We start from the raw sequence: 21,867 nt of genomic DNA on the forward strand, positions 1-21,867 counted from the left end.
CCCAATGGCTGCTACTCAGGTATGACAATCGTTGCAATGTTTCTGCTTTTTCGTTCAGGTGAAGGCTCGTTTTTCATTGCCTTCAAAACGACCTTCCCGATTTCTTGGGCTGTTTCCATAAACTCCTCGTCGGAGAGGTGAACATTTGCAACCCTGTAGGTTACACCATCCTTTACTAAATCAGGGTTATCCTTCTCCAAATAAGCTTCATACATCCCCATTAAATGAGTGGTGAAATGCATAAACATTTCAAGATGCTCCTCTTTTGTGAGATTGAGCAAATCCTCATGGGACTGAATAGCGGGTTCATTCAATGCATACACTTTCTCAACTGTTCCTCTAATCTGATTTTCCTGGACCACTGAAAGAATGTTTGCTTCGAGAAGCTTCTTCAGATGTCTGTATAACGTAGCCTGCGGAACATCTTCCACCCGCTCAGCGAGCTGCTGTACCGTCATTGTCTTTCCGTTCAAAAGGGACTGAACAATTTTTAACCGGACAGGATGAAGGATCAGGTCCATTTTTTTCTTCATTTTTATAACCCTCCAACTTTTATTATCACTTTCAATAATAATATACATAATGATAATAATCAACTGATGTTTCTTCCATTTTTTATCTTTTTAATCAATAATGAAACCATTATAATGAGAGAAAAATGAAGAGAGTTGAATCCTTTGATTTCTTTTTTCAGCACATCCTATGAAAAAAATCCCTTCACATTATTTTCTCCCGCTCATCTAGGAGGACTCTGTTTTCTGCTCTTCCTGCTTGCTTGCATGTATGGTATGCGGAAAACCTTTCTTCATAAGGGATGGAATTTAGGATTCAGACTTTTGCTTGCAGGAACCGGAGTGCAGCAGCCTACCATATCTGGCTCCTTTGGAATGGAACGTGGAACGCCGCCTATACACTGCCGCTTGAACTGTGCAGCATGAGTCTGTTTTTATGCATCATCCTGCTGATCACAAAAGACAGACGTATTTTTGAGGTTGTTTATTTTATCGGAATTGCAGGCGCAGGACTTGCCCTCCTGACTCCTGAACTCAACTACAGTTTCCCTCATCTGCGTTATTTTCATTTTTTCCTGACCCACTCGGTTATCATGATGACCTGTTTCTTTTTTGTATGGACGGAGGGATATCAGGTCACGTTTACGTCCGTTTTCAAAACAATGGGCTTTCTGAATTTGGCCGCTGTCTGTATCTTTTTCATCAATCACGCACTTGGCGGAAATTATATGTTCCTTTCGCAAAAGCCGGTGAATCCGACTCCGATTGATTTCCTTGGTCCGTATCCGTGGTATATTCTTTCGCTGGAGGCTGTTGCGTTTTGCCTGTTTATGCTTCTTGCCCTTCCGTTTTACACTGGCAAAATGAAAGACAGCAAGGCAGAAAGATCTTTATAAAAATAAAAGAGAAGTGACCGAAATCACTTCTCTTCTGTATGCTTAATCACTTCCTCTATAACATCAAGCGCATCCTCTTCTGAAAAATCACTGCTCAGTAAAAATTCAAAACTGTAGGATCCTCCCTCTGCATTGAAGGATACTAAAAGAAATTTATCTTCAAGTTTGTTGTATTGAACGTTTTCACCATCCACAACCCTGCTCTCGTCTTTATCTAAATCCAGCTTATAGGAGCTGTAGGTAAGTCTGAATTTCGGTTCACCGCTGTAAGGACCGTAAAAAAGCTTGGAATCTGCCGAATCAGGTGACTTTTTCTCCTCTTTTTCCAGCTCCCCAATCTCAGATGCATAGGTCAGTTCCAGATCCTTCTTTCCGTTCTTTATTTCCGCCGGCGGGTAAAAAACTTCGGCATATACCACCGGATACTCATCAAATTCCGGGACATAAATGTCTCTACCAAATTCCTTTTGAATATCACTTTTAACATCTTTCGGCACGGCATTCGCCTCAAGCGAACATCCTCCCGAAAGCAGTGCAGCGGCAACAACAAACAATGCGCTAAGTTTTTTCATGTTTGGTCCCCCTTTTTTAAGTAATACGACCAGGGGATCTATAAGTTTCAATTTTTTAACATTTTTACAGGGATGCCTGTTGGTTAAGAACGCTCGCTTCGACTTTTCTTTCCATTTCTTTTTTCACCAGAAAAAGAACCGGAATTCCTGATAGGGTCACAAGCATGAGACAGCTGAAGACGGCCGCAGGGCTGCTTATTCCGTATGCATCAAGCAGGATTCCGCCGATCCAGGGGCCGATGACATTTCCAAGCTGGGTAAAGCCCATAGCTCCAAAATACGTTCCCTTCATCTCAGGGTTTGACAGTTCATCGATGAGGACGTCCATCATGGAGAAGAGGAGAACCTCTCCTACTGTAAACAAGATGACCACAAGTGCAATCAGCCAGATGCTGTGGGCGAATGCAAAACTGAAAAGACTGATTCCGACCAGCATATTCCCAAGAATAATAGAAAAAATGGGAGGATGTTTTTTTGCAACTCTTACAATCGGATACTGGATCACCAGCACTGTCACGGCATTTAGCGACAGCAGGATTGAAAATGTTTTAGCCCCGTCTTTAATGTCAGGCGACATCGCAAAGAATTGAGGCAGTGTCGAGGTCAGCTGTGAAAATCCGGTGATGCACAGGATGAGGCCGACCAGAGATAAAAGAAGCAATTTATCTTTTCTTGTCACGTGCAAAGCTTCTTTAAAAGAAATCCGCACAGCCGCCTTCGTTTCGGTTTTATGAGATGTTTTCATAAACGTAATCAAAAGGGAAAACCCGTAGAGGGCATAGATAATGGCGGCTATAAAAAACGGTGATGTAGTTTTTGCCGAACCCAAGTAAATACCGAGCAGCGGTCCAAAGACGACCCCCACATTGATTGCGGCGTACCTTAAATTAAAGATAAGAAGTCTGTTTTTCTGCTCTGTCAGGTCGGATAAAAGGGCTCTTGATGTCGGTTCAAATACGGATCGGCATACTCCGTTCAGCGCATTCATAATGAAGAATGCGAAAACCGTATCAGCAGCGCCAAAGCCGATAAAAACGAATACCCATCCGAAAATAGATGTGATCAGCACTTTTTTCCTGCCCAGTTTGTCTGACAGATATCCGCCATAGAAGCTTGATAAAATACCTGCAAGCGAGCTTACGGCAATAATGGTTCCGGTCATAGCGGCCGATACGCCCTTCACCTGCGTTAAATAGATTGCTAAAAATGGAAGACTCATAGATGTTGCCATGCGCCCGAAAATGGTTCCGATCAGGATGTTCCAGCCGAGCGGATGGACGTGTTTAAGCTGATTCATTTTGGTTCCTCCGTCCTGTAATAAGAGAAAGTTTACCACAATTTCACAATTTTTGAATCCTTAAATGGAACGAAGATTCTCATTCTTAAGTAGGAGATTGTATGTCCGGTATCGAATCGTTCTGAGAAAGGATTTTCATTTTTAAAGGAGGAATGAGGATGTCAGAACGTTATCCCGTATTAGAAGGCGCAGAACCATTTTACTTTGAAGGAAATTCAATAGGTATTCTCGTATCACACGGATTTACCGGCTCCACCCAAAGCATGCGTCCGCTCGGCGAGGCTTATGCAAAAGCAGGATACACGGTTTGCGGTCCGAGGCTGAAAGGCCATGGCACGCACTATGAGGAAATGGAAGGAACCACTTATGAGGATTGGACTGCTTCTGTAGAAGAAGGCTACCAGTGGCTTAAAGACCGCTGCAGCACGATCTTTGTGACCGGCCTGTCCATGGGCGGCACACTGACACTCTACCTTGCCCAAAAACATCCGGAAATAAAAGCGATTATCCCGATCAACGCAGCGGTTGAAATCCCTACTATGGCAGGCGCCCAGCAGATTCAGGCCCGTTTTCTTGATGCCATCGGATCGGATATCAAAAATCCTGCTGTTACCGAGCTTGCGTACGATAAAACACCGGTTCAATCCATAAAAGAAATTAATAAGCTTATGGCGCTGGTAAGACAAAACTTACATGAAATCAAATGCCCGGCACTCGTTTTTGTATCAACAGAGGATCACGTCGTTCCGCCGGATAACTCCAGGCTCATCATGGATGAAATCTCGTCCGAGCATAAAAAAATGATTGTCCTTGAAAACAGCTACCATGTGGCTACACTTGATCATGATCAGCAGATCATTATTGATCAGACGCTTGCGTTTATCGAGCATGTATTGAATCAGACAGCTGTATGACCCGGCCGGCATTGCCGGCAGCAGGAGGCATCTTGTTTTCTTATGACCCTTCACATCGCTCAGTCTGCGCTGAAGGGTTATTTCTTCCTCTCTTATGACCCCTCACATCACTCCAGCTGGGATGAGGGGTTATTTCCTCTTCTCTTATGACCCTTCCCATCACTCCCGCCGGGCTGAACAAGCATTTCACACTTTCTTATGACCCTTCACATCACTCCCGACGGGCTGAACAGGCATTTCACACGTACTTACAACCCTTCACATCACTCCCTAACGGCTCAACAGGCATTTCTTCCACTTTTCAACCTTACCACGGGGTTTTCACTCGTTTATTATTGCCGTTTTCAGGAAGCAAACGGTACAATGAATGAATAGAAAGGGTGATACGGGTATGGAAATGATTATAGGGCTGATCTGCTTTCTCATCTACCTTAAAATCGGCAGCTTGATTCCTTTTGAGGGGGATCTGCCGCTGTTGACCAAAATCATTTTATTGATCTTCTGGCTTCCGCTTTTTATCTACATGACGATCGGCATCAACGTCAAAAAAGATTTTAAAGGAATTCAGTTTGATCAAAAGGGGCGGATACGATTTTTTCAGAAGAAATAAAGATTTATAACTAAACAGAAATAGAGGTTTTAATCTATGGAATGGCTGTACAATTTTCTTTTTAGTGCTGTTTTTGCGGTTTACTTATTCATAAAAGCTCCTAAATACAATAAAAACAGGTGGCTGTGGGCGGTGCTTGGTTATTTCTTTACCATTTTCGCTCTATGTATTTTCTTTATCCAGACCGGCAGAAAAAGTCTTGGATGGATCCTCTTCAGCATCATTGCCCTGCTGCTGATTATTGGAGCACTTCTTGTCTTTGGGATCCTGTATTTTTTCGGATCACTTAAAGGGTAAACACTAGCAAGCTCACCAATATCAGAGCTTGCTAGATCCTCTTAAATCCAGGCTCCTGCAGCACCATAACTTTGAACGTGACCCCCTCATTCTCAAACCTTGCCGCTTCATTAAAGCCCGCTTTCTCATAAATGCGCGAAGCACGCTCATTAAAGCAGGCCACCGTCAGCCGGAGCGGGGTATTCGGAAAGCCTGCTCTTGCCTGATTGAGAATAAAGGCAAAAAATGCAGATCCCTGCCCTTTTCCGGTTAAGTGAGGATTCATGCCAAGGCCGATATCAATCATGTTTGCCGAATAGATTTGAGCCATGAATCTGCTTGGAACCTGAGCCGTGATGCCGAAACAGAAAAAGCCTGCTATCTCCCCCGCTTTGTTCTTTATTGCATAATAGGGATGTGAAAGCATTCCATGAATGTTCTCTTCGCTTACTTCCATGTTATAAAAGTCGTACGGTGCCTCATAGCGCCACCCCAGAATTTCAACAGCCGTTTGGCGGCCCACTTTTTCAATTAAAACATCCATATTACGCTTCCCCCGTCCGAACTCTTGTTTTAATGAAGTTCTTATACCATCAGTCTATTTTACTGCTTTACTGAGAATGACGAACACTGTATAAAAAGCGAAAAGACCAGCCGTCATCCCGGTTGGTCTTTTCGCCTCACCCTTAATACTCTTTAAATACCGGCTCCATTTCAAACCAAAAGCTGATTTTCTTCTCGTTCACCTGATAGTTTTCAGCAAGCGCCGGCCCGCAAGCTCCTGAACCTACACCGCTCATTTTGTAATCAATATAAACCCATGTTCTGCTGTCGTCCAGCTTCAATTCATGATCATGTGACGCAGTAGTCAAATCATCAAGCGCATAGCTGGAGACATTAAAGGAAAAGCTTTCGTTTGAAGAAAACTTCAGTCCCATCCCGAGTTCATTGGACACAATCGCCCAGTCTGTCCCGTACCTGGATCCGTTCTCCTGCGGATAAATGTAATGCTCGTGCATGCTTTGAACGGTTTTGAGATACCTGCCTTTCCGTACGGATGACTTCATATCGATATAGCTTTCGTGAGGACCGTATCCGAAATACTCCACTTCATCGTTTTCTTTTGGCATCGGGATTTCAAGGCCAAACCTCGGAAGATAAGGACTATCTCCGTTTACATCAGCCTTACAGGTAACCGCAATGGCTCCGCTGCTGTGCACCTTCCAGGTTGCTGTTCCTTTCACTACCGGGAAACGGCTGAATGCGCTTAATGAAAAATGGACCTGCAGTTCAATCAAGCTTTCATCTTCCTGGACAACTTCCGACTTGTAAATGTGCGGGTTCAGCTTGTCAAAGCCATGTTTCTTCCACTCTTGTATAATAGGTGCGTCATTATCAATCGGCGCCCTCCAAACCGTAAAGGACGGAATTCCCGCAAGGCATTCATAGTCATTGAGCGACAACTTTTCAAATTGTCCCTCTTCAAGGTTGAAGTGATAAGTAAAATCAAGACCTGTAATTACAAGTTTATTGCCGTTTCTTTCAGTTTTTAGAGGATGCTTTCCTGTTCGTTTTTCTGGAACTTGTTTAATGACCGGCAGCTGGAACTGTTCAAAACCGAGTTCATGACCTTTTCCAGCCCAAAGAGTCGTCTTTTTCTGAAGGAGGGAAACGGTCAGGTAATAGCTGCTGACTGATGTTTCCGGAATGTCGTAAGGAATCTGAATGACTTTTGACGCTTTCGGGTCAAGGTCCAGATCATAAATGACATCCTGCTGAACTACTTTACCGTCCCGTTCCACCATCCATTGAATTTCATAGTCTGAGAGATTGGTAAAGTCGAACAGGTTCGTTACTTCAACCAATCCTTCTTCGGCGCTCTTCATTGTAAAACGGACCGGTTTATACACGGCCTTTATTTCCTTCAGGCCAGTTGAAGGGGTTCTGTCCGGCTTAACGAGTCCATCTATGCAAAAATTTCCCTCGTGAATGCTCTCGCCGAAATCCCCGCCATAGGCATACGACACGTTTCTGCTGTCATCTGTCCTGCTGATTCCATGGTCATTCCATTCCCAGATGCATCCGCCCATAAGCTTTGGATACCTGTAAATCAGCTCCCAGTAGTCAGCCGCATCTCCCGGCCCGTTTCCCATGGCATGCGAGTATTCACATAGGAACATCGGCTTTGTCTTGTTTTCATTTTTGGCATAGTCCTCTACATACTTAAGAGTAGGGTACATTCTGCTTTCCATATCAAGGGCTTCTGTATTTTCATGCCCTTTGTATCCTTCTGCGGCACTTTCGTAATGAGTGAGCCTTGTTGTATCTCTTTTCTTCGTCCATTCCGCCATTTTGATATGATTGATTCCGTACCCTGCCTCATTTCCGAGTGACCAAATGATGACGGAAGGATTGTTTTTGTCTCTCTCGACAAGCCTTTCCATCCGGTCCAAAAACGCAGCCTGCCAGTCCTCCTGTTTACTGAGCCAGTGAATATCGCCCGCTTCTCCTGCACCGTGGCATTCAAGATCCGCTTCATCAATGACATAAAAACCAAGCTGGTCGCAAAGGGTCAAAAACCTTGGATCATTCGGATAGTGCGAAGCTCTGACGGTGTTCATATTATGTTTTTTCATCAGAAGCAGATCTTTTTTCATATGATTCAGAGGGATCGTATGGCCAAGCAGCGGATGAGAATCATGGCGGTTCACACCCTTTAATTTGACTGCTTCATTATTAATCTTAAAGACTCCGTCTTCAATTGTGATCCGCCTGAACCCTACGTGAAAGTGCAGGACTTCCTCGCCGCTTTTTACATACAGATCATACAGTACAGGGTTTTCAGCATTCCAGAGAACCGGACTGTCCACAGTCATGCTTAATGATTCAGTTCCATTTATTTCCCTGGCTATATGACCGACCGTTTCTCCTGTTTCATCTTTCAGCAGAACCTCTGCATGGCAGCGTCCCTTCGCCGTTAAATCGATTTGAAGTTCTCCCTGAGTGAGGTCTTCAGACAAGACTGCCCTGCTGAACACATCCTGTATGCGGGATACATCCCGGCTGAGCAAGTAAACGTCTCTGAAGATCCCGGTATATCTCCACATGTCCTGGTCTTCAAGGTAACTTCCGTCGCACCACTTCAGGACAACGGCTGTCAGTCTGTTTTTTCCATCTTTCAGATAAAGGGTGATGTTGAATTCGGCAGGCATTCTGCTTCCCTGGCTGTATCCGGCAAATGTCCCGTTTACATATAAATATAAGCAGGCGCTGACTCCTTCAAAAACGATGAACTGTTCCTTGCTTTCCCTGAGTTCTGATATCTGAATATCCTTTACATAAACCCCCGCCGGATTCTCATTCGGAACGTGCGGCGGATCAAATGGAAAGGGGTATCTGACGTTCACATACTGCATCTGATCATAGCCGTTTGTCTGCCAGCATGATGGAACCAGGAGGCGGTCCCAGTCCGAAACATCTGTATCACTAGAAACATGCTCATCCTTAATGCCGTTAACATTGGAAAAAAGCTTGAATTTCCATTCCCCATTTAAAATGCGGAAGTGATCTGAAAGCTGGCGATTTCTGCTTTTCGCGCTCTCATCATGGTAGGGTATGTAATATGCTCTAGGCTTTTCACGGTTTATCTGAAGAATTTGAGGGTTTTCCCATACTTTTTCAAGGGTCATATCAGATACCTCTCTCTGCTAAAATTTGATTGACTGAAAAGAGCTATCCCCGTTATCAGCAGCGGATAGCTCTTTTCCTATTTCTTTAGAACGTGCCGGTTTCCTTTTTTCTTTAGGCAAATGCTTCTTCTTTTTTAAAATAAACGGGTTTTCCTGTTTTAGCTGATTCGTAAATGGCTTCAAGAATTTCACTCACACGGAGAGCTTCTTCCGGTTTTACAAGAGGCTCCCTGTCTTCCAAAATGGCCTCAATCCACATTCTTGCTTCTCTGTCCTGAGGTTCTTCTGTCTCGCCTTCAAAGAAAGCGACCGATCCGTCATTCAGCTCAGGTTTTTTCATGAAGAACTTCCCGAATTCTTCTCCGTTGATTCTGAGGCCGTCCTTCATATCGGCACCGCCTTCTGTCCCGCAAAGCGTTGTCTGCCCTTCGCCAATATCAAGTGTGTTTAAAGCCCAGCTTGATTCAAGTACTATGGTTGCGCCATTTTCCATCGTGATAAAACCGAAGGCCGAGTCTTCCACTTCATAATCTTCCTGTTTCCAGGCACCGAATATATTCGCTTCACTTGTTCGGCCGTCCCACGCTTTGTATGTATTGCCGACCACATATTTCACGTCGTAATTATTCAGCAGCCATAGAGTCAGGTCCAGTGCATGTGTACCGATATCAATGAGAGGCCCGCCGCCTTGTTCTTCTTTGTTTAAAAAGATTCCCCAGGTCGGCACTGCCCGTCTTCTGACCGCATGTGCTTTTGCGTAATAGACGTTTCCAAGCTGGCCCGATTCGCAGATTTTCTTCAAATGCATGCTGTCATCCCGGTATCTGTTCTGATAGCCGACCGTCAGTTTTTTTCCGGTTCTTTTTGCTGCCTCTACCATCGCTCTTGCCTCATCAGCCGTTTTTGCCATCGGCTTTTCGCACATCACATGTTTGCCGGACTCAAGGGCATCAATCGTGATATAAGAATGCGATTTATTTGGCGTGCAGACATGCACAACATCCAGCTCTTCTTTTAAAAGCTCTTGATAATCCGTAAACACTTTCGCTCCAGCTGTTCCAAACGTTTCAGCAGCGTCTTGCGCACGGCTTTCAACAAGATCGCAAAAAGCAGTGAGTTCCACATTTTTTTGTTTTGAAAGAGCAGGGAGGTGCTTTTGAATTCCAATCCCCCCGCATCCAATGATTCCAACCTTAAGAATTTTGTTTGACATCTTTTTTTCCTCCAGTTCAAGTATGATTCCAGCGTTTTCAGCCTTTTACAGAAGAGCCAAGCGCTCCCTCTTTCAGCTGCCTTGCAAAAATAAAGGTGAAGATAATAATCGGAATAACAGAAGCAACCGAAATGCCCATCAGGAAATTCTGTTTGATTGCCTGGGATTCGCTCATGTTGAAGATCGCCACATTCAAGGTCCAGAGTGAAGCCTGCTTTGTTGAAATAAAATACCAGAAGAAATCGGACCAGCCTGCAATAAACGCCTGAATGGCAATAAGCGAAATGATTGGTTTTGAGATCGGCATGCAGATTTTTGTAAAGATATAGAATTCTCCTGCCCCGTCCATTCTTGCCGCCTCAAACAGGCTGTGCGGGATTCTCTGGAAAAAGGCCTTGTACAGGAGAATATAAAACGGTGACGGTACGAGCCACGGAACAAGCATCGCCCAATAGTTGTCATACATCCCCGCATTTTTCATGAGAATGAGCTGGGGCACCATAATACTGACGAACGGAATCATCATCGTGATCAGGAAAAACATCGTCACGGCGTCTGATGTTCTTTTCTTCAGGAGTCTCGCAAGCGGGTAGGCTGTCAGTGCCGGCAGGAATACCTGGCACAAAATCGCCCATACCGTTGTCAGAAACGTATTGAAAGCGAAGGCGAGCAGTCCGTATTTCGCGACGGCTTCTGAATCACTGAACATGTATTTAGGCAGCGCAAAGTAGTAGGCATATTTTTCAATGACCTGCATCCATGAATACGTAACATGCACATTTGCAAGCTCGCCTTTCAGCGGATATTTCTCTTTAAAGTTTTCACTCACCGCCTGGACCAGAGCGGATTCATTTTCACTTTTCTTGACGTTTTCGCTCTGTATTCCGGCGGGATCAAATTCGTAGCCCATATTCTCCATGAACTGCTTGTAGCGGTCTTTTCCAAGAAGAACTTTTGGCGTCGGGTTTGTTCGTTTGTAAACGCCATAATCATTTTCAAGTGCTAACTTTGACGTATGGGCCTCGGAAAGGAAGATGACTTTACCATCCATTTTCCCGATAAAATCAATCTCTGTAATTCCTTCTTTTCTCTGTTCGATAAAGGTTGAGAAAATTGCCAGAGTCGCATCCTGAAGAATGGCATCTTCTAAATTGCCTTCATTTTTAAGAGAAGCAAGGTCCACTTCCAGCACAACATTTTTCCCCTTCTCGGGTAGGAACTGCGGCTTTGGTTTATAGATTGAAAATTCATCCTGCAGTGAAATGCTGAGCGCATAAAACAATGGAAAAAGAAGAGCCGCTATCATGATGACCGTTGCACTTACCGTCGCATAATGTGTCCATTTTCGCTTTTTCATTTGGCCCTCCTTTTAGTCTGCATCCGTTTTGCTGACTTTCAGCTGAATGAGTGTAATGATGGCAATGATGAGAAGCAAGACAGTTGATAATGCGCTGCCCTGTCCGTACTGGAATTGTTCATTGAACAGCTTGTAAATGTTCAGACCAAGTGAGTTCGATGCCCCTGCAGGGCCGCCGTTTGTAAACTGGAAAATGACATCCATTATCTGAAATGTTCCGATGACAGTCATAATCAGCTGAACAAGTATGATAAATTTAATATTTGGCAGAATGATATATCTGACTTTTTTCCATCCTGAACAGCCATCAAGCTCTGCTGCTTCATAAATATCTTTCGGGACTCCAAGAATAGCCGCATAATAGAGAAGCACGGATAACCCGCCGCCAAGTATTCCCGGAATCACGATGCACAGTTTGACAAGTTCAGGGTCGCTTAGCCACGCCTGGTTTTCAAGCCCGAACAAGCCGAATATGTAGTTTGCCACGCCATATTCCGGATTCCAGATCCATCTCCAGATGACAATAATGACTGTGCCCGGAATAACCGCTGGAAGGATGTATAACGTAGAAAACCAGTTTTTCAGTTTTTTGCTTCTGATCTCATTTAGTATGACTGCCTGAATGATTGGAACCGGGAAACATAACAGCAGGGTCAGTCCGAGATAGACTAGTGTATTTCCGAACGTTATGCCGAAATCCGGAGCCGTAAAGAGATTGATATAGTTCTGCAGGCCGACAAATTCCCCCGGCATGTCCTGCACGGTGACATTAAAGAAAGACCATGTGACGCTCGTGCCGATCGTGACGTATTTAAGCAACAGGGTTGCTAAAATACCAGGCAGCAGAAAGAGCCATGGAACCAGCCGCTTATTTGTGATGAATTCTCTTTTGTTTCGCTTCTTTGCCGCTAGCAGACTCTTGTTCAGTTGAAGCGGCTGCTCAGGTGCAGTTGGCACCATTTCTGTATTGGACAAAGCGTGCAAATTTCCCCCGTCTCTTGTTTTTGACAAGCCCCCACCCCGTTTCTTTAGTTCAGCTACTGTGAGTTAATTCTCTGATAACTCTAGTATAGGAGTAAAAGAAAACGCTTACAATGACACCATTTTAAGATTTGGTGCTCATTTTAAAGGTATACAAATCAGCAAAAAAAACGAAACAGCCGGACCTGATCGGCCCGGCTGTGCTTTTACTTAATGGTTTTGTTGTACTCTGGTATTGCCTGTTTATTGGCTTCTTTTTCAGCTTCTGCAAACACTTTCTCGATGTCGAGATCTGTATCTACAAACATTTTCTGCACGGCCTGGTCAATAAACTGCGATACAACCGATGAGCCGTAGCATGATAACTTTCCGTTTGCTGACGAGTTTTCCATCGCCTGCAGAATATCCGGAGCTGTATCTGCAAAATACTTATCTGTATCAATATCTGTACGAGGAAGGGTATTCGTTAAGCTGAAGCCCTGATCCTGGAAGTATTCAATCTTTCCTTCATAGAACTTTTTGCTTGAAGCAAGTTCATAATACTTTGTCAAAGCGTCAATTTTTTCCTCAGGCACTTTTGAATGAATAACATAAGCTGAGCCGCCTACCTGTGTAGGGTTTACTCCCGCCGGTCCTTCCGGAATAGGAAGAACGCCGAAATCATCAGGGTTCATGCCAAGCTGCACAAACTTCTTCACATCATCAATGCCGTGATAAATGATTGACGCTTTGCCGGAAGCAAAGTCCTGCTGAAGCTGATCAAGCTTGCTTGACATATCAGTCTGAATCGATTTGCTCTCTTTCAAATCACGGTAAAACTGTGCTGCTTTGATAACGGCAGGATCTGTAAACGTTGGAATCAGCTCGCCGTCAGGACCTGCTTTCGTCAAATCCCCGCCGGCTCCCCATACAAACATATTAAACCACCAGTCAGCCCATTGGCCCCAGTTTAAAGCAAACCCGTACTGCCCGTCTTCAGGTTTTGTCAATTTTTCAGACGTTTTCATCAAATCTTCCCATGTCCAGGATTCAGGAGGAGTGATGCCTGCAGCTTCAAAGTTTTTCTTATTGTAGAAAAAGCCCATCGCATATTCTCCTGCAGGAAGTGCATAACGGCTGCCGTTCAGCTTGAATTTCTCCACCATGTCCTTGTTGATGTTTTTGTAGTCGTCCCAGCCGTCAAAAAACTCATCCATTGGACGAAGCGCACCTGCATAAGCAAACTTTTCAATCTCTCCGTATGCAAGAATCAATACGTCTGGAGCCGTCCCGGACATCATGGCCGCCATCAGCTCGCCGCCTTCGCCCTCAGGCATTGTGACCAGTTTAATCGGATGCTCCGGATAAAGCTCATTGTACTCATCGACAACGGACTGCTCGTACTCGTCAAGACCATCTGGACCTACCCAGTATGTAAGCTCAAATCCCCCGTTTTTACCGCTGCTTTTTTTGCTGTCTGCTGATCCTGACGTTCCATTAGAACAGCCGGCGAGGCCAGCTGCAAGCAATAGTACAGCGGCCAAAATCATGATGATCCCCTTTTTCTTCAATACGTTCATCCCCCATTCCACCCCTTATAAACGTTGATACTCCAATTATAAGAAGGTGAGAAAGCGCTTACAATGGCACAAAATTAAGATTTGGTCCTCATTTTTAACGTTGTTCATCTGCGGACATTTTCAGGAGAGGCTGTTCCTGTATTCCTTAGGCGTCATTCCTGTAAACAGTTTAAACACCTTTGAAAAGTGCTTTGAACTTTCATAGCCTACTAAACTGCTGACATCGTATATCCTGAGCGACAAATCTTTTAAGAGAATTTTCGCCTTTTCCATTCTTACTTTAGAGATGTAGTGCAGGATGTTTTCACCTGTTTTATCTTTAAACAAAGCACTTAAATACGCAGGATGAACATAGACAACCTCTGCGAGCCTCTGCAGGCTGAGTTCATCCCCGAAATGGTCATGAATGTATTTTTTCACATGATGGATGATGGCATGAGACGAATCATTTTGTGAGCGCTGCAGAGACTGATGAAGCTTTTTGATAAAGGATTCAAGGTACTCCATCACCTCTCCTGCCGTCTGTTTCTTTAAAACGGTATACATAAATTCCCGTTCCATTTCACCGGTAATTGAATCAATGTGAGACCTGCTTTCAAGAAACTCTCTGACAAGTCTTAACAGCTCCATGCTGATATCGTAAAAAATACTCCTGTCTTCGCTGTTAATTCTGGCGTTTTCTTCAATCATGCCCCTGACATACTCCTGAAGGTCACTGAATTCCCCGTGATTTAAAAAGGCAATGATCTTTTCCTTTGCTTCTTCAGGCATATAGATATTCATCTTTTGCTTCTCCATTGCCTCATAATCTATGAATTTTTCATCTTCAAGATAGTACCTGTAGGTGATGGCTTCTCCTGCCTCTCTATAAGATTGAGCAATCTTTTCAAGAGAGTCATAGCTTTTTCCTATTCCGGCGGAGACTGTCACGCCGAAGTTCTTATCAAGCTCCTCCAAATGACCAGCAAGCTTTTGGATAATACGGTCTTTGGAGTCTGAAGAGGCGAATATGGCAAGTTCAGACAGTCTGTTATTGAAAAGATAACAATAAGGGTGCGCTGAAATCATTTTCTGCAGGGAAGCTTCTATTTCTTCTTTGGAAAGAGAAATGGAATGCAGGTTAGTGATGTAGAGTCTGATGACAGTAAATGACTTCCCTCCGAATAACAGGGACATTTCATCCAGTTTTGAATGCGTCAGATCATAATGATTGGAAACAAGCTGATTCAGCAGCTGGCTGATCCGTGCGTTCCGGTAAAGCTTATGATTAATCATGTTCATCTTTTCTTTCGTGACAACATCTCTTAGTTTTTCAAAGGTTTCCTGCAGTTCATCAAATTGAACCGGTTTTGTCAGATAATCAAAAACTCCGAGTTTAAACGCTTCTTTCGCATAATTAAATTCTCCGTGTCCGCTCAGCAGCACAAATTTTAGCTGTTCATTCTGTTTTGCCGATTCCCGGACAAGATCAATTCCGTTTTTTTCATCCATGACGATGTCAGTCAGCACCACATCTGCTTCATTTGATTCAAGAAAATGAAGCGCATCTTCAGCAGAAGCAAGCGTCTGAACCGCTTCAAACCCCATGCTTTTCCAGTCAACGAATTCTCTTAAGCCATCCCTCACAATTTTGTCATCATCGACAATGACTACTTTCAGCATGCGTCTTCCTCCTCTTTCAGTTGTTCTTAATAATGGGCAGCATGATTGAAACTTTTAGTTTTTCGTCATTTGATAAGCTGACTTTAATGCCGTATTCCTCTCCGAAAAGCAGACGTATTCGGTCATGAATGTTTACAAGGCCGATGCTCCCTTTTTCATGTTCCGGTTTCATGAGCTTATTTTGAATATGCTCTGCTCTTTCTCGTGTGATTGATTTGCCGTTGTTACTGAACTCAATATAGAGAGCACCCTTCTCTTCTCTCATTATCAGATTGATTATTCCATTCTCGGATTGATGGATTTTCCCATGAATGACAGCGTTCTCAACTATCGGCTGAAAAATAAATTTCGGGATGTGCCAGTTTGCAACTTCCTCCGGCTCCATTTTTTTCTGAAGCGAGATTTCAGTATCATGCAGCAGAGAAAGAATGCCGATATACTGCTCAATGTGCGCAAGCTCTTCATGGACGTTTACCAGGCCTTCCTCTATTGAAATGTTATATCTGAGAAGCTTGGCAAACCCGCCGATTGTACTGCTTACAGGACCTGCTCCATTTTCCAGGCGCATTGTTTTCCATCTGATAATATCAAGCGTGTTGTAGATAAAATGAGGATTTATCTGCATCTGGAGTGCTTTAAGCTCTGCTTCCTTTCTTTTCATTTTTTCGCTGTGATGGAGCTTTTCGATTTCCAGTTCTTTTTGTACAGCCCTGTTCACTTGCTTGACCATAGTGAGAAATTGTCTTCCTGCACTTCCGATTTCATCCTGATACGGGTCATCGTACACCGTCACCACATTGTGCTCACCAAAGCTTTTCATGGATTGGACCAGTTTTTTCAGAGGATTGTAAATGGTGGAGGTGACAAAAATACAAATGCCGGCTGACAGGACCAGGGCTATCGTAGTAAGCAGGAGAATGCGGTTTCTGATTGTATGGGCATCCGCCATTAAGTCGTCAACGTTCAACAGGCTGATCACCTTCCAGTCCCTTACACCGAGCTGGTCATAAACAGCAATCCTGTTACCCTTCTCAAGGGAAAATTCAGCAACCCCGACATCTTCTGAGTAAATGCGTTTCCAAATCTCTTCCGGATAATAGAGGAATGAATAATGATTGCTTAACGATGAAATAATGCCTTTCTGATCCGCAATGTACAAATCCTGATTAAACTGCTTTTTAAAATCCATCGATCCTGTTAAAAATGAGATGTCCACATTTAAAATCAGCAGACCAAGATATTCTTTTGAATCGGAAAGAACAGGGGTGGTTATGGTGAGATAGTTTCCAAGAGAAATGTTTTTGCCCGTATAATAAACGCCGGTTTCCCTTATCGTATTATGAAAGGCCGGCTGATAGGGGATGGACGTTCCCCTTTTGTATACTTGTGATTCTGCAAATTGTGCGTCATCAGCAAGACGCGCCCCTCTTTCCTCTCCCTCTATCGAGCGCTGAACATATTCATTCTCCTTCGTAACAATTTGCGCATTTTTCACATAAGGATTGGAAAAAAAAGAATACAGTTTATCATTGATTTCAGCTTCTTTTTCCCGAAATTCTTCCGATTCCGGCTCCAGTGCTTCAGCTGCCTTTAAGGCGGCAGAAGTCTCCTGAGCAAACTCGGCTGCATCTGACATGTATGAATCAAGTTCTTTATTGATCAGCCTTTTAACGGCTTCAACATTCTGCGAAACATAATTGATATTTGTTTCATAGATCCTGTCTTCGACAACATCATAAACAACCGTAATAATCACCGTGCTGAAAATGATAATGACGAGAAAAAAAGCCAGTAATAGCCTGTGAAAAATGGAAAGGCTGCGAACCTTTCCCGTTAGTGTGTTTGTCCGATTTTGAGGATTATTGATAGTCTTCATGATTTAATAGTACCAATTTTCCGAAAGAATGACAGATGAATTGATCCTATTTTCTGAAAAAAACCGCGCCTGATAGGCACGGTTTTAAAATAATCATATTAAAGGGATTTAGGAACACTCTGGCCAATCAAGTATCTCTCAGCAAGAATCCTCCTGTGATGAAGCTCATGACCTGCGATGATATAGGCGATGGCTCTTACAGAAACAGTTTGGCCGCAGGCAATGCCGGTTCGTTTCCAGTCTGAATCACCGAGTGTCTTAAACAGGAGAAGAGTGGCCTCTCTTACAACAAAAAGATTCTGCAGCAGATCATCCATGCTTACCTTGTTAAAATCAGCTTTTGCAACATACTCATTTTCATCAAACCCCGGAAGCTCTGCAGCTTCCCCCCTTGCGATAGACAGCAGGCGGTACGCCATGATCCTCTCAGTATCCGTTATATGGCCGATGACTTCCTTGATGCTCCATTTTCCCGGGGCATACTTGAAGGTTCCTTCTTCTTCGGATAAATCATTCAGCTGCTTTAACGTCTCTGAAATTTGGTGTTTCAGGTTATATTCAATATCACCTTCCGGAACAAGTCCGATATAGTCTGTATAGTAGACCGGAAATTCATTTTGCTCTGGGCGAGTGTTCATCGTCTTCATCCTTTTCTTTTTCTAAAATTGCACCTGATAATAATCCTGGACATGAAACGCTTTGAATCCGCATGATTCATAGAGTCTCAGAGCATGTTCATTTTTAGCTTCCACTTCCAGAAAAAACAGGATAGCCTTCCCCTGTTTCTTTTAAGACAATTTTCTTCAGCGTGTCTCTCCCAATACCTTTTCCCTGATAGTCGGGCAGAACGGCAAAGCCATAAATCCACGCTTCTCCTGAAGAATGCGAGACACGCAGTTTCCCAACAGATTTCCCCTTATATTCAATGATGATAAAATCCTGATTTGCTTCTCTTTTAAGAGAACGATTATAAGGTCCTGCTTCGTGTTCAAGGAATCCAAAACAGAGAACATCAAGCTGTGTCTCAAGGTTTAAATCTGCCGGATCAGAAGGCCTCAGATTGACGAGATTTCCTTCTTCAAGCTGCGTTTCAGCCCATTTCATCTGGTATTCAGATATCGAATATGTGCAAGGCATTTTTTTCAGTATTTCCTTTGCAGCCCGGGATTCAGCCGGAGCGTTTAAGAGAATCTCTCTATATGTATCTTTGCATCGAGTGAGAGCCTGATTCAGCATGCGAGTAAAAATACCTCTTCTGCGGAAAGAAGGCTTCACCATCCCGCACAGCTCTGCTTTGCTGCCAAATCCATAAATTCCGAGGAAAGCGGCAAGAATGCCATTTTCATAGTGAAGAAGATGCTCATTCTCTCCGGTTTGCAGCATATCCCAGTTTAGCTTTAACTGAATGCCGTCAAGCTCCTCGCATTCTGACTGCAGCTCTTTTATTTCCTTTAATTGTTTCTCTGTAAGCATGTAAATCCTCCGGTGTATAAATATTTTCACTAAAAGTATTCTGTATCACCCCCGAAAATTCCTTTTTCATGAACAGGAAGGAAATAGAGAATAAACCTAGAATTGAAGAACGTGAGGAGGGATTAACGTGGATCAGATTATGATTAAACATATGGAAACGGTAAGGGATATTACGCTGAATACCCTTGGAAAAATAAAAGAAGAGCGCGCAGATGTCATTCCGCAAGGCTTTAGCAACAATATCCGCTGGAATCTCGGCCACATTGCCTTTGTTCAGGAGAAAATCGTCTTCGGCATTTCAGGCGGAACACCTGAGCTTCCCGCCGAATACAAGGATTTGTTCAGTGCAGGAACATCTCCTGCCGACTGGGGAGAGCACGTTCCACCCTTGAGTGAAATCAGGGCCGTTCTGCAGGACCAGACAAACCGCATTAAAGCATTCATCCCGGAGCACTATCATGAAGATCTAAAACAACCGTTCACGAACAGTGCAGGCATTACGTTCTATACAGTAGGAGAAACCTTTTTGTTCAGCTTCTTCCACGAAGCCATGCACCTTGAAACGATTAAGCAGATCCATAAAGCGATTAAAAGAGAAGAAGCATCCGTTTGACCGGCTGCTTTTTTTGGCGGACTTTTATGACACTTGGGGGATTCCCGCTTATGGGGAAAGTGTTCTTAACCTGCGTTTGCGACATTTTCGGGATGCCTTTTCACGGGGAAAGTGTTCTTAACCTGCGTTTGTGACATTTTCGGGATGCCTGATCAGGGGGAAAGTATCCTTAACCTGCGTTTGCGACATTTTCGGGATGCCTTTTCACGGGGAAAGTGTTCTTAAACTGGGTTTGCGACATTTTCGGGATGCCTGATCACGGGGAAAGTGTTCTTAAACTGGGTTTGCGACATTTTCGGGATGCCTGGTCAGAGGGAAAGTGTTCTTAACATGCGTTTGCGACATTTTTGGGATGTCTGATCACGGGGAAAGTGTTCTTAGCTCGGGTCTGTGACATTTTCGGGATGCCTGATCACGTGGAAAGTGTTCTTAGCTCGGGTTAACAACATTTTTAGAATTCCGGCTCAAGTGTAAAGTGCTCTTATCCCAGGTTTATAACACTTTCAGGTTTCCGGCTCATGTGTAAAGTGCTCTTATCCCAGGTTTACTGCTCACCGGAAAAGTGTGCTTATCTGCAACACTTTGCCCGCTGCCAAAACAAAAAACCTCAAGCCCCTAAATTCCCGGTTCTCAAGGTTTTTCACGTTTATTTAAACCATCCCTTTTCCTTCGACTGAGAAATGGCTTCAATCCTGTTTTTGACTTCGAGTTTTTCAAAGATGGTGGAAATGTAGTTTCTGACGGTGCCGGCTTTGATGCTGAGTTCTTCTGCAATTTCTTTCGTATTCATTCCGTCAGCAACTAGTTCCAGTACCTCTTTTTCCCGCTCTGTCAGCGGATTTTCTTCACTGTAGACGTCATCCATCAGTTCCGGAGCATAAATTCTTCTGCCTTCCATGACGCTGCGGATGGAGTTTGCAAGTTCCTCGCTCGGGCTGTCCTTCAGGAGGTATGCACTGACGCCGGCTTTAATCGCCCGCTGAAAATACCCGGTTCGTGAAAAGGTCGTCAGAATAATGACTTTGCATGCATCTTCTTTAAGTGCCTCAGCAGCCTCAAGACCGTTCATTCCAGGCATTTCGATGTCTGTAATGCATACATCCGGCTTAAGTTTTCTTACTAATGAGACTGCATCTTCCCCGTTATTTGCTTTTCCAACGACCTCCATATCATCTTCAAGATTCAAAAGCGATCCTAGAGCACCGAGCAGCATTTGCTGGTCTTCTGCAATTACAATCCGGATCATATGAGATCCTCCTTCTCCTTTTGTTTCACATCATTCGGCACTTTTATAATAAGAACGGTCCCATTTTCAGACTGAATATCAAGACTTCCGTTTACAAACTCAAGCCGTTCTTTCATGCCGTTCAGACCGTTGCCCTTTGTAAAATCACCTTCAGTGATGGCGCCTTTTCCGTCGTCTCTGACGGTCATGATAATCCCGTCCCACGTTTGCTCCACTTTGAAATAGCACGTTTTTGCCCCGCTGTGCCTGACGACATTGTTTACAGCTTCTTTCAGACACATGCTCAATATATTTTCAGTGAGAAGCGTCACATTGGAAAGTGCCGCATTCTGTTCAATCTTAAAGTCAATCTCGGCAGCCATTAAAATTTGCTTAACCCGGACCATTTCTTCTTTCAGCCGGATGCCCCTCATTTGAGAAACCATTTTTCTGACTTCATTAAGAGCGGTTCTGGCAGTCGCCTGTACGTCTTTCAGCTCTTCTCTCGCTTTTTCAGGATCCTTGTACACAAGTTTTCTGGCAAGGTCGCTTTTCAAGCCGATCAGCGAGAGCTTCTGGCCAAGCGTATCATGCAGGTCGCGCGCTATCCGCTGACGTTCTTCAAGCTTTACAAGCTCCGAAATTTTCTTGTTCGCATCTTCAAGTTTTTCCTCAAGCTGGCCTCTTTCCTTTTTATTATAAATATTAAATGGAAGAAGAATGACGCTGATGCATGTAATGATAATAAACGGAAGCTGCTGCAGGAAGGAGAATTCTTTTAAAATCAGGCTGAAATTTATGGCTGCAGTTGTCACGACAAGATGAACGACATAAAGCGTGATAAAAGCAACCCTGTCTCTTATATTGCCAATTTGATAGGCGATATAAAAAGAAAAATAAATATAGGTAAACAAGTACATCGATGTGAAGGAGATGGCCATTAAGAGGCAGCTCCAAAGATAGACAGGCCAACCTTTTGAAATAAAGGCGAGGCGGAAAATAATAAAAAACAAGATGGTCAGCGATATACCCACTGCAATTTCAGCTGTCGATGAAGACTGCAGGATAAAATAAAACGGCAATATGCTGAGGACGGCCCAGATATAAGGAGATATTCCGTTGTTAATGTATTTCTTCAGCAT

At 43.8% G+C, this 21,867-nt stretch carries 20 protein-coding genes; 5 read left to right on the forward strand and 15 right to left on the reverse strand.

What is annotated here, in order from left to right; translation table 11 throughout:
• Positions 1–11: 11 nt before the first annotated feature.
• Positions 12–533 carry a helix-turn-helix domain-containing protein gene (locus tag MHB63_02885; GenBank protein ID MEK3805532.1) on the reverse strand — a complete coding sequence of 174 codons (522 nt, stop codon included), beginning with the start codon at positions 531–533 and terminating at the stop codon, positions 12–14.
• Between the two features lie 281 nt (positions 534–814).
• On the opposite strand from MHB63_02885, the gene MHB63_02890 reads away from it, so the two are divergent.
• Complete coding sequence (locus MHB63_02890) at positions 815–1,408, forward strand: TIGR02206 family membrane protein (GenBank protein ID MEK3805533.1); 594 nt, start codon at positions 815–817, stop codon at positions 1,406–1,408.
• Positions 1,409–1,431: 23 nt separating this feature from the next.
• Here MHB63_02890 and MHB63_02895 read toward each other — a convergent pair whose 3' ends face one another.
• Positions 1,432–1,980 (reverse strand): hypothetical protein, encoded by a 549-nt coding sequence (locus MHB63_02895; protein MEK3805534.1) that lies wholly within the window; start codon positions 1,978–1,980, stop codon positions 1,432–1,434.
• 64 nt (positions 1,981–2,044) lie between these two features.
• Positions 2,045–3,277 (reverse strand): MFS transporter, encoded by a 1,233-nt coding sequence (locus MHB63_02900; GenBank protein ID MEK3805535.1) that lies wholly within the window; start codon positions 3,275–3,277, stop codon positions 2,045–2,047.
• A 158-nt stretch (positions 3,278–3,435) separates the two neighbouring features.
• On the opposite strand from MHB63_02900, the gene MHB63_02905 reads away from it, so the two are divergent.
• The 3 genes from MHB63_02905 (at position 3,436) to MHB63_02915 (ending at position 5,098) form a co-directional block, all read left to right on the forward strand.
• Positions 3,436–4,191 carry an alpha/beta fold hydrolase gene (locus tag MHB63_02905; GenBank protein ID MEK3805536.1) on the forward strand — a complete coding sequence of 252 codons (756 nt, stop codon included), beginning with the start codon at positions 3,436–3,438 and terminating at the stop codon, positions 4,189–4,191.
• Positions 4,192–4,582: 391 nt separating this feature from the next.
• Positions 4,583–4,801 carry a hypothetical protein gene (locus MHB63_02910; GenBank protein ID MEK3805537.1) on the forward strand — a complete coding sequence of 73 codons (219 nt, stop codon included), beginning with the start codon at positions 4,583–4,585 and terminating at the stop codon, positions 4,799–4,801.
• 36 nt (positions 4,802–4,837) lie between these two features.
• Positions 4,838–5,098 (forward strand): hypothetical protein, encoded by a 261-nt coding sequence (locus MHB63_02915; GenBank protein ID MEK3805538.1) that lies wholly within the window; start codon positions 4,838–4,840, stop codon positions 5,096–5,098.
• A 31-nt stretch (positions 5,099–5,129) separates the two neighbouring features.
• Here the strand turns inward: MHB63_02915 and MHB63_02920 are convergent, their stop codons facing one another.
• From MHB63_02920 to MHB63_02965, 10 genes are all read right to left on the reverse strand, one after another.
• Complete coding sequence (locus MHB63_02920) at positions 5,130–5,621, reverse strand: GNAT family N-acetyltransferase (protein ID MEK3805539.1); 492 nt, start codon at positions 5,619–5,621, stop codon at positions 5,130–5,132.
• 142 nt (positions 5,622–5,763) lie between these two features.
• Positions 5,764–8,766, reverse strand: coding sequence for a glycoside hydrolase family 2 TIM barrel-domain containing protein (locus MHB63_02925; GenBank protein ID MEK3805540.1), 3,003 nt, complete (start codon positions 8,764–8,766; stop codon positions 5,764–5,766).
• Between the two features lie 112 nt (positions 8,767–8,878).
• Positions 8,879–9,979, reverse strand: coding sequence for a Gfo/Idh/MocA family oxidoreductase (locus MHB63_02930; GenBank protein MEK3805541.1), 1,101 nt, complete (start codon positions 9,977–9,979; stop codon positions 8,879–8,881).
• Positions 9,980–10,016: 37 nt separating this feature from the next.
• Positions 10,017–11,336 (reverse strand): carbohydrate ABC transporter permease, encoded by a 1,320-nt coding sequence (locus tag MHB63_02935; GenBank protein ID MEK3805542.1) that lies wholly within the window; start codon positions 11,334–11,336, stop codon positions 10,017–10,019.
• Positions 11,337–11,348: 12 nt separating this feature from the next.
• Positions 11,349–12,347, reverse strand: coding sequence for a sugar ABC transporter permease (locus MHB63_02940; GenBank protein ID MEK3805543.1), 999 nt, complete (start codon positions 12,345–12,347; stop codon positions 11,349–11,351).
• Between the two features lie 176 nt (positions 12,348–12,523).
• The gene (locus MHB63_02945; protein MEK3805544.1) at positions 12,524–13,876 is read right to left on the reverse strand and encodes an extracellular solute-binding protein; all 1,353 of its coding nucleotides are present in this window, start codon (positions 13,874–13,876) and stop codon (positions 12,524–12,526) included.
• Between the two features lie 120 nt (positions 13,877–13,996).
• On the reverse strand, positions 13,997–15,538 hold the full coding sequence (locus tag MHB63_02950; GenBank protein ID MEK3805545.1) for a response regulator: 1,542 nt from the start codon (positions 15,536–15,538) through the stop codon (positions 13,997–13,999).
• A 16-nt stretch (positions 15,539–15,554) separates the two neighbouring features.
• Entirely contained in the window at positions 15,555–17,414 is a 1,860-nt protein-coding gene (locus MHB63_02955; protein ID MEK3805546.1) for a histidine kinase, read from the reverse strand.
• A gap of 98 nt (positions 17,415–17,512) precedes the next feature.
• Positions 17,513–18,052, reverse strand: a complete 540-nt coding sequence (locus MHB63_02960; protein MEK3805547.1) for a DinB family protein — start codon at positions 18,050–18,052, stop codon at positions 17,513–17,515.
• Between the two features lie 103 nt (positions 18,053–18,155).
• The gene (locus MHB63_02965) at positions 18,156–18,887 is read right to left on the reverse strand and encodes a GNAT family N-acetyltransferase (GenBank protein ID MEK3805548.1); all 732 of its coding nucleotides are present in this window, start codon (positions 18,885–18,887) and stop codon (positions 18,156–18,158) included.
• Positions 18,888–19,014: 127 nt separating this feature from the next.
• Here MHB63_02965 and MHB63_02970 point away from each other — a divergent pair, with 127 nt between their 5' ends.
• Complete coding sequence (locus MHB63_02970; protein ID MEK3805549.1) at positions 19,015–19,500, forward strand: DinB family protein; 486 nt, start codon at positions 19,015–19,017, stop codon at positions 19,498–19,500.
• 646 nt (positions 19,501–20,146) lie between these two features.
• On the opposite strand, the gene MHB63_02975 is transcribed toward MHB63_02970, so the two are convergent.
• Together MHB63_02975 and MHB63_02980 are read right to left on the reverse strand one after the other, a co-directional pair.
• On the reverse strand, positions 20,147–20,746 hold the full coding sequence (locus MHB63_02975; protein ID MEK3805550.1) for a response regulator transcription factor: 600 nt from the start codon (positions 20,744–20,746) through the stop codon (positions 20,147–20,149).
• Positions 20,743–21,867, reverse strand: coding sequence for a sensor histidine kinase (locus MHB63_02980; protein ID MEK3805551.1), 1,125 nt, complete (start codon positions 21,865–21,867; stop codon positions 20,743–20,745). The genes MHB63_02975 and MHB63_02980 overlap by 4 nt, the downstream gene beginning before the upstream one ends.

Origin of the sequence: Bacillus sp. FSL H8-0547, from assembly GCA_038002745.1 — a bacterium.
In the GTDB taxonomy this organism is placed as follows: domain Bacteria; phylum Bacillota; class Bacilli; order Bacillales; family Bacillaceae; genus Bacillus_P.

What these genes read in the sequence shown, in the direction of transcription:
- MHB63_02980 (MEK3805551.1), bottom strand. Translation starts at nt 21,867, where the DNA reads ATGCTGAAGAAATACATTAACAACGGAATATCTCCTTATATCTGGGCC.
- MHB63_02900 (MEK3805535.1), bottom strand. Translation starts at nt 3,277, where the DNA reads ATGAATCAGCTTAAACACGTCCATCCGCTCGGCTGGAACATCCTGATC.
- MHB63_02890 (MEK3805533.1), top strand. Translation starts at nt 815, where the DNA reads ATGGAATTTAGGATTCAGACTTTTGCTTGCAGGAACCGGAGTGCAGCA.
- MHB63_02960 (MEK3805547.1), bottom strand. Translation starts at nt 18,052, where the DNA reads ATGAACACTCGCCCAGAGCAAAATGAATTTCCGGTCTACTATACAGAC.
- MHB63_02945 (MEK3805544.1), bottom strand. Translation starts at nt 13,876, where the DNA reads ATGAACGTATTGAAGAAAAAGGGGATCATCATGATTTTGGCCGCTGTA.
- MHB63_02915 (MEK3805538.1), top strand. Translation starts at nt 4,838, where the DNA reads ATGGAATGGCTGTACAATTTTCTTTTTAGTGCTGTTTTTGCGGTTTAC.
- MHB63_02885 (MEK3805532.1), bottom strand. Translation starts at nt 533, where the DNA reads ATGAAGAAAAAAATGGACCTGATCCTTCATCCTGTCCGGTTAAAAATT.
- MHB63_02895 (MEK3805534.1), bottom strand. Translation starts at nt 1,980, where the DNA reads ATGAAAAAACTTAGCGCATTGTTTGTTGTTGCCGCTGCACTGCTTTCG.
- MHB63_02955 (MEK3805546.1), bottom strand. Translation starts at nt 17,414, where the DNA reads ATGAAGACTATCAATAATCCTCAAAATCGGACAAACACACTAACGGGA.
- MHB63_02920 (MEK3805539.1), bottom strand. Translation starts at nt 5,621, where the DNA reads ATGGATGTTTTAATTGAAAAAGTGGGCCGCCAAACGGCTGTTGAAATT.
- MHB63_02910 (MEK3805537.1), top strand. Translation starts at nt 4,583, where the DNA reads ATGGAAATGATTATAGGGCTGATCTGCTTTCTCATCTACCTTAAAATC.
- MHB63_02975 (MEK3805550.1), bottom strand. Translation starts at nt 20,746, where the DNA reads ATGATCCGGATTGTAATTGCAGAAGACCAGCAAATGCTGCTCGGTGCT.
- MHB63_02905 (MEK3805536.1), top strand. Translation starts at nt 3,436, where the DNA reads ATGTCAGAACGTTATCCCGTATTAGAAGGCGCAGAACCATTTTACTTT.
- MHB63_02930 (MEK3805541.1), bottom strand. Translation starts at nt 9,979, where the DNA reads ATGTCAAACAAAATTCTTAAGGTTGGAATCATTGGATGCGGGGGGATT.
- MHB63_02925 (MEK3805540.1), bottom strand. Translation starts at nt 8,766, where the DNA reads ATGACCCTTGAAAAAGTATGGGAAAACCCTCAAATTCTTCAGATAAAC.
- MHB63_02950 (MEK3805545.1), bottom strand. Translation starts at nt 15,538, where the DNA reads ATGCTGAAAGTAGTCATTGTCGATGATGACAAAATTGTGAGGGATGGC.
- MHB63_02935 (MEK3805542.1), bottom strand. Translation starts at nt 11,336, where the DNA reads ATGAAAAAGCGAAAATGGACACATTATGCGACGGTAAGTGCAACGGTC.
- MHB63_02965 (MEK3805548.1), bottom strand. Translation starts at nt 18,887, where the DNA reads ATGCTTACAGAGAAACAATTAAAGGAAATAAAAGAGCTGCAGTCAGAA.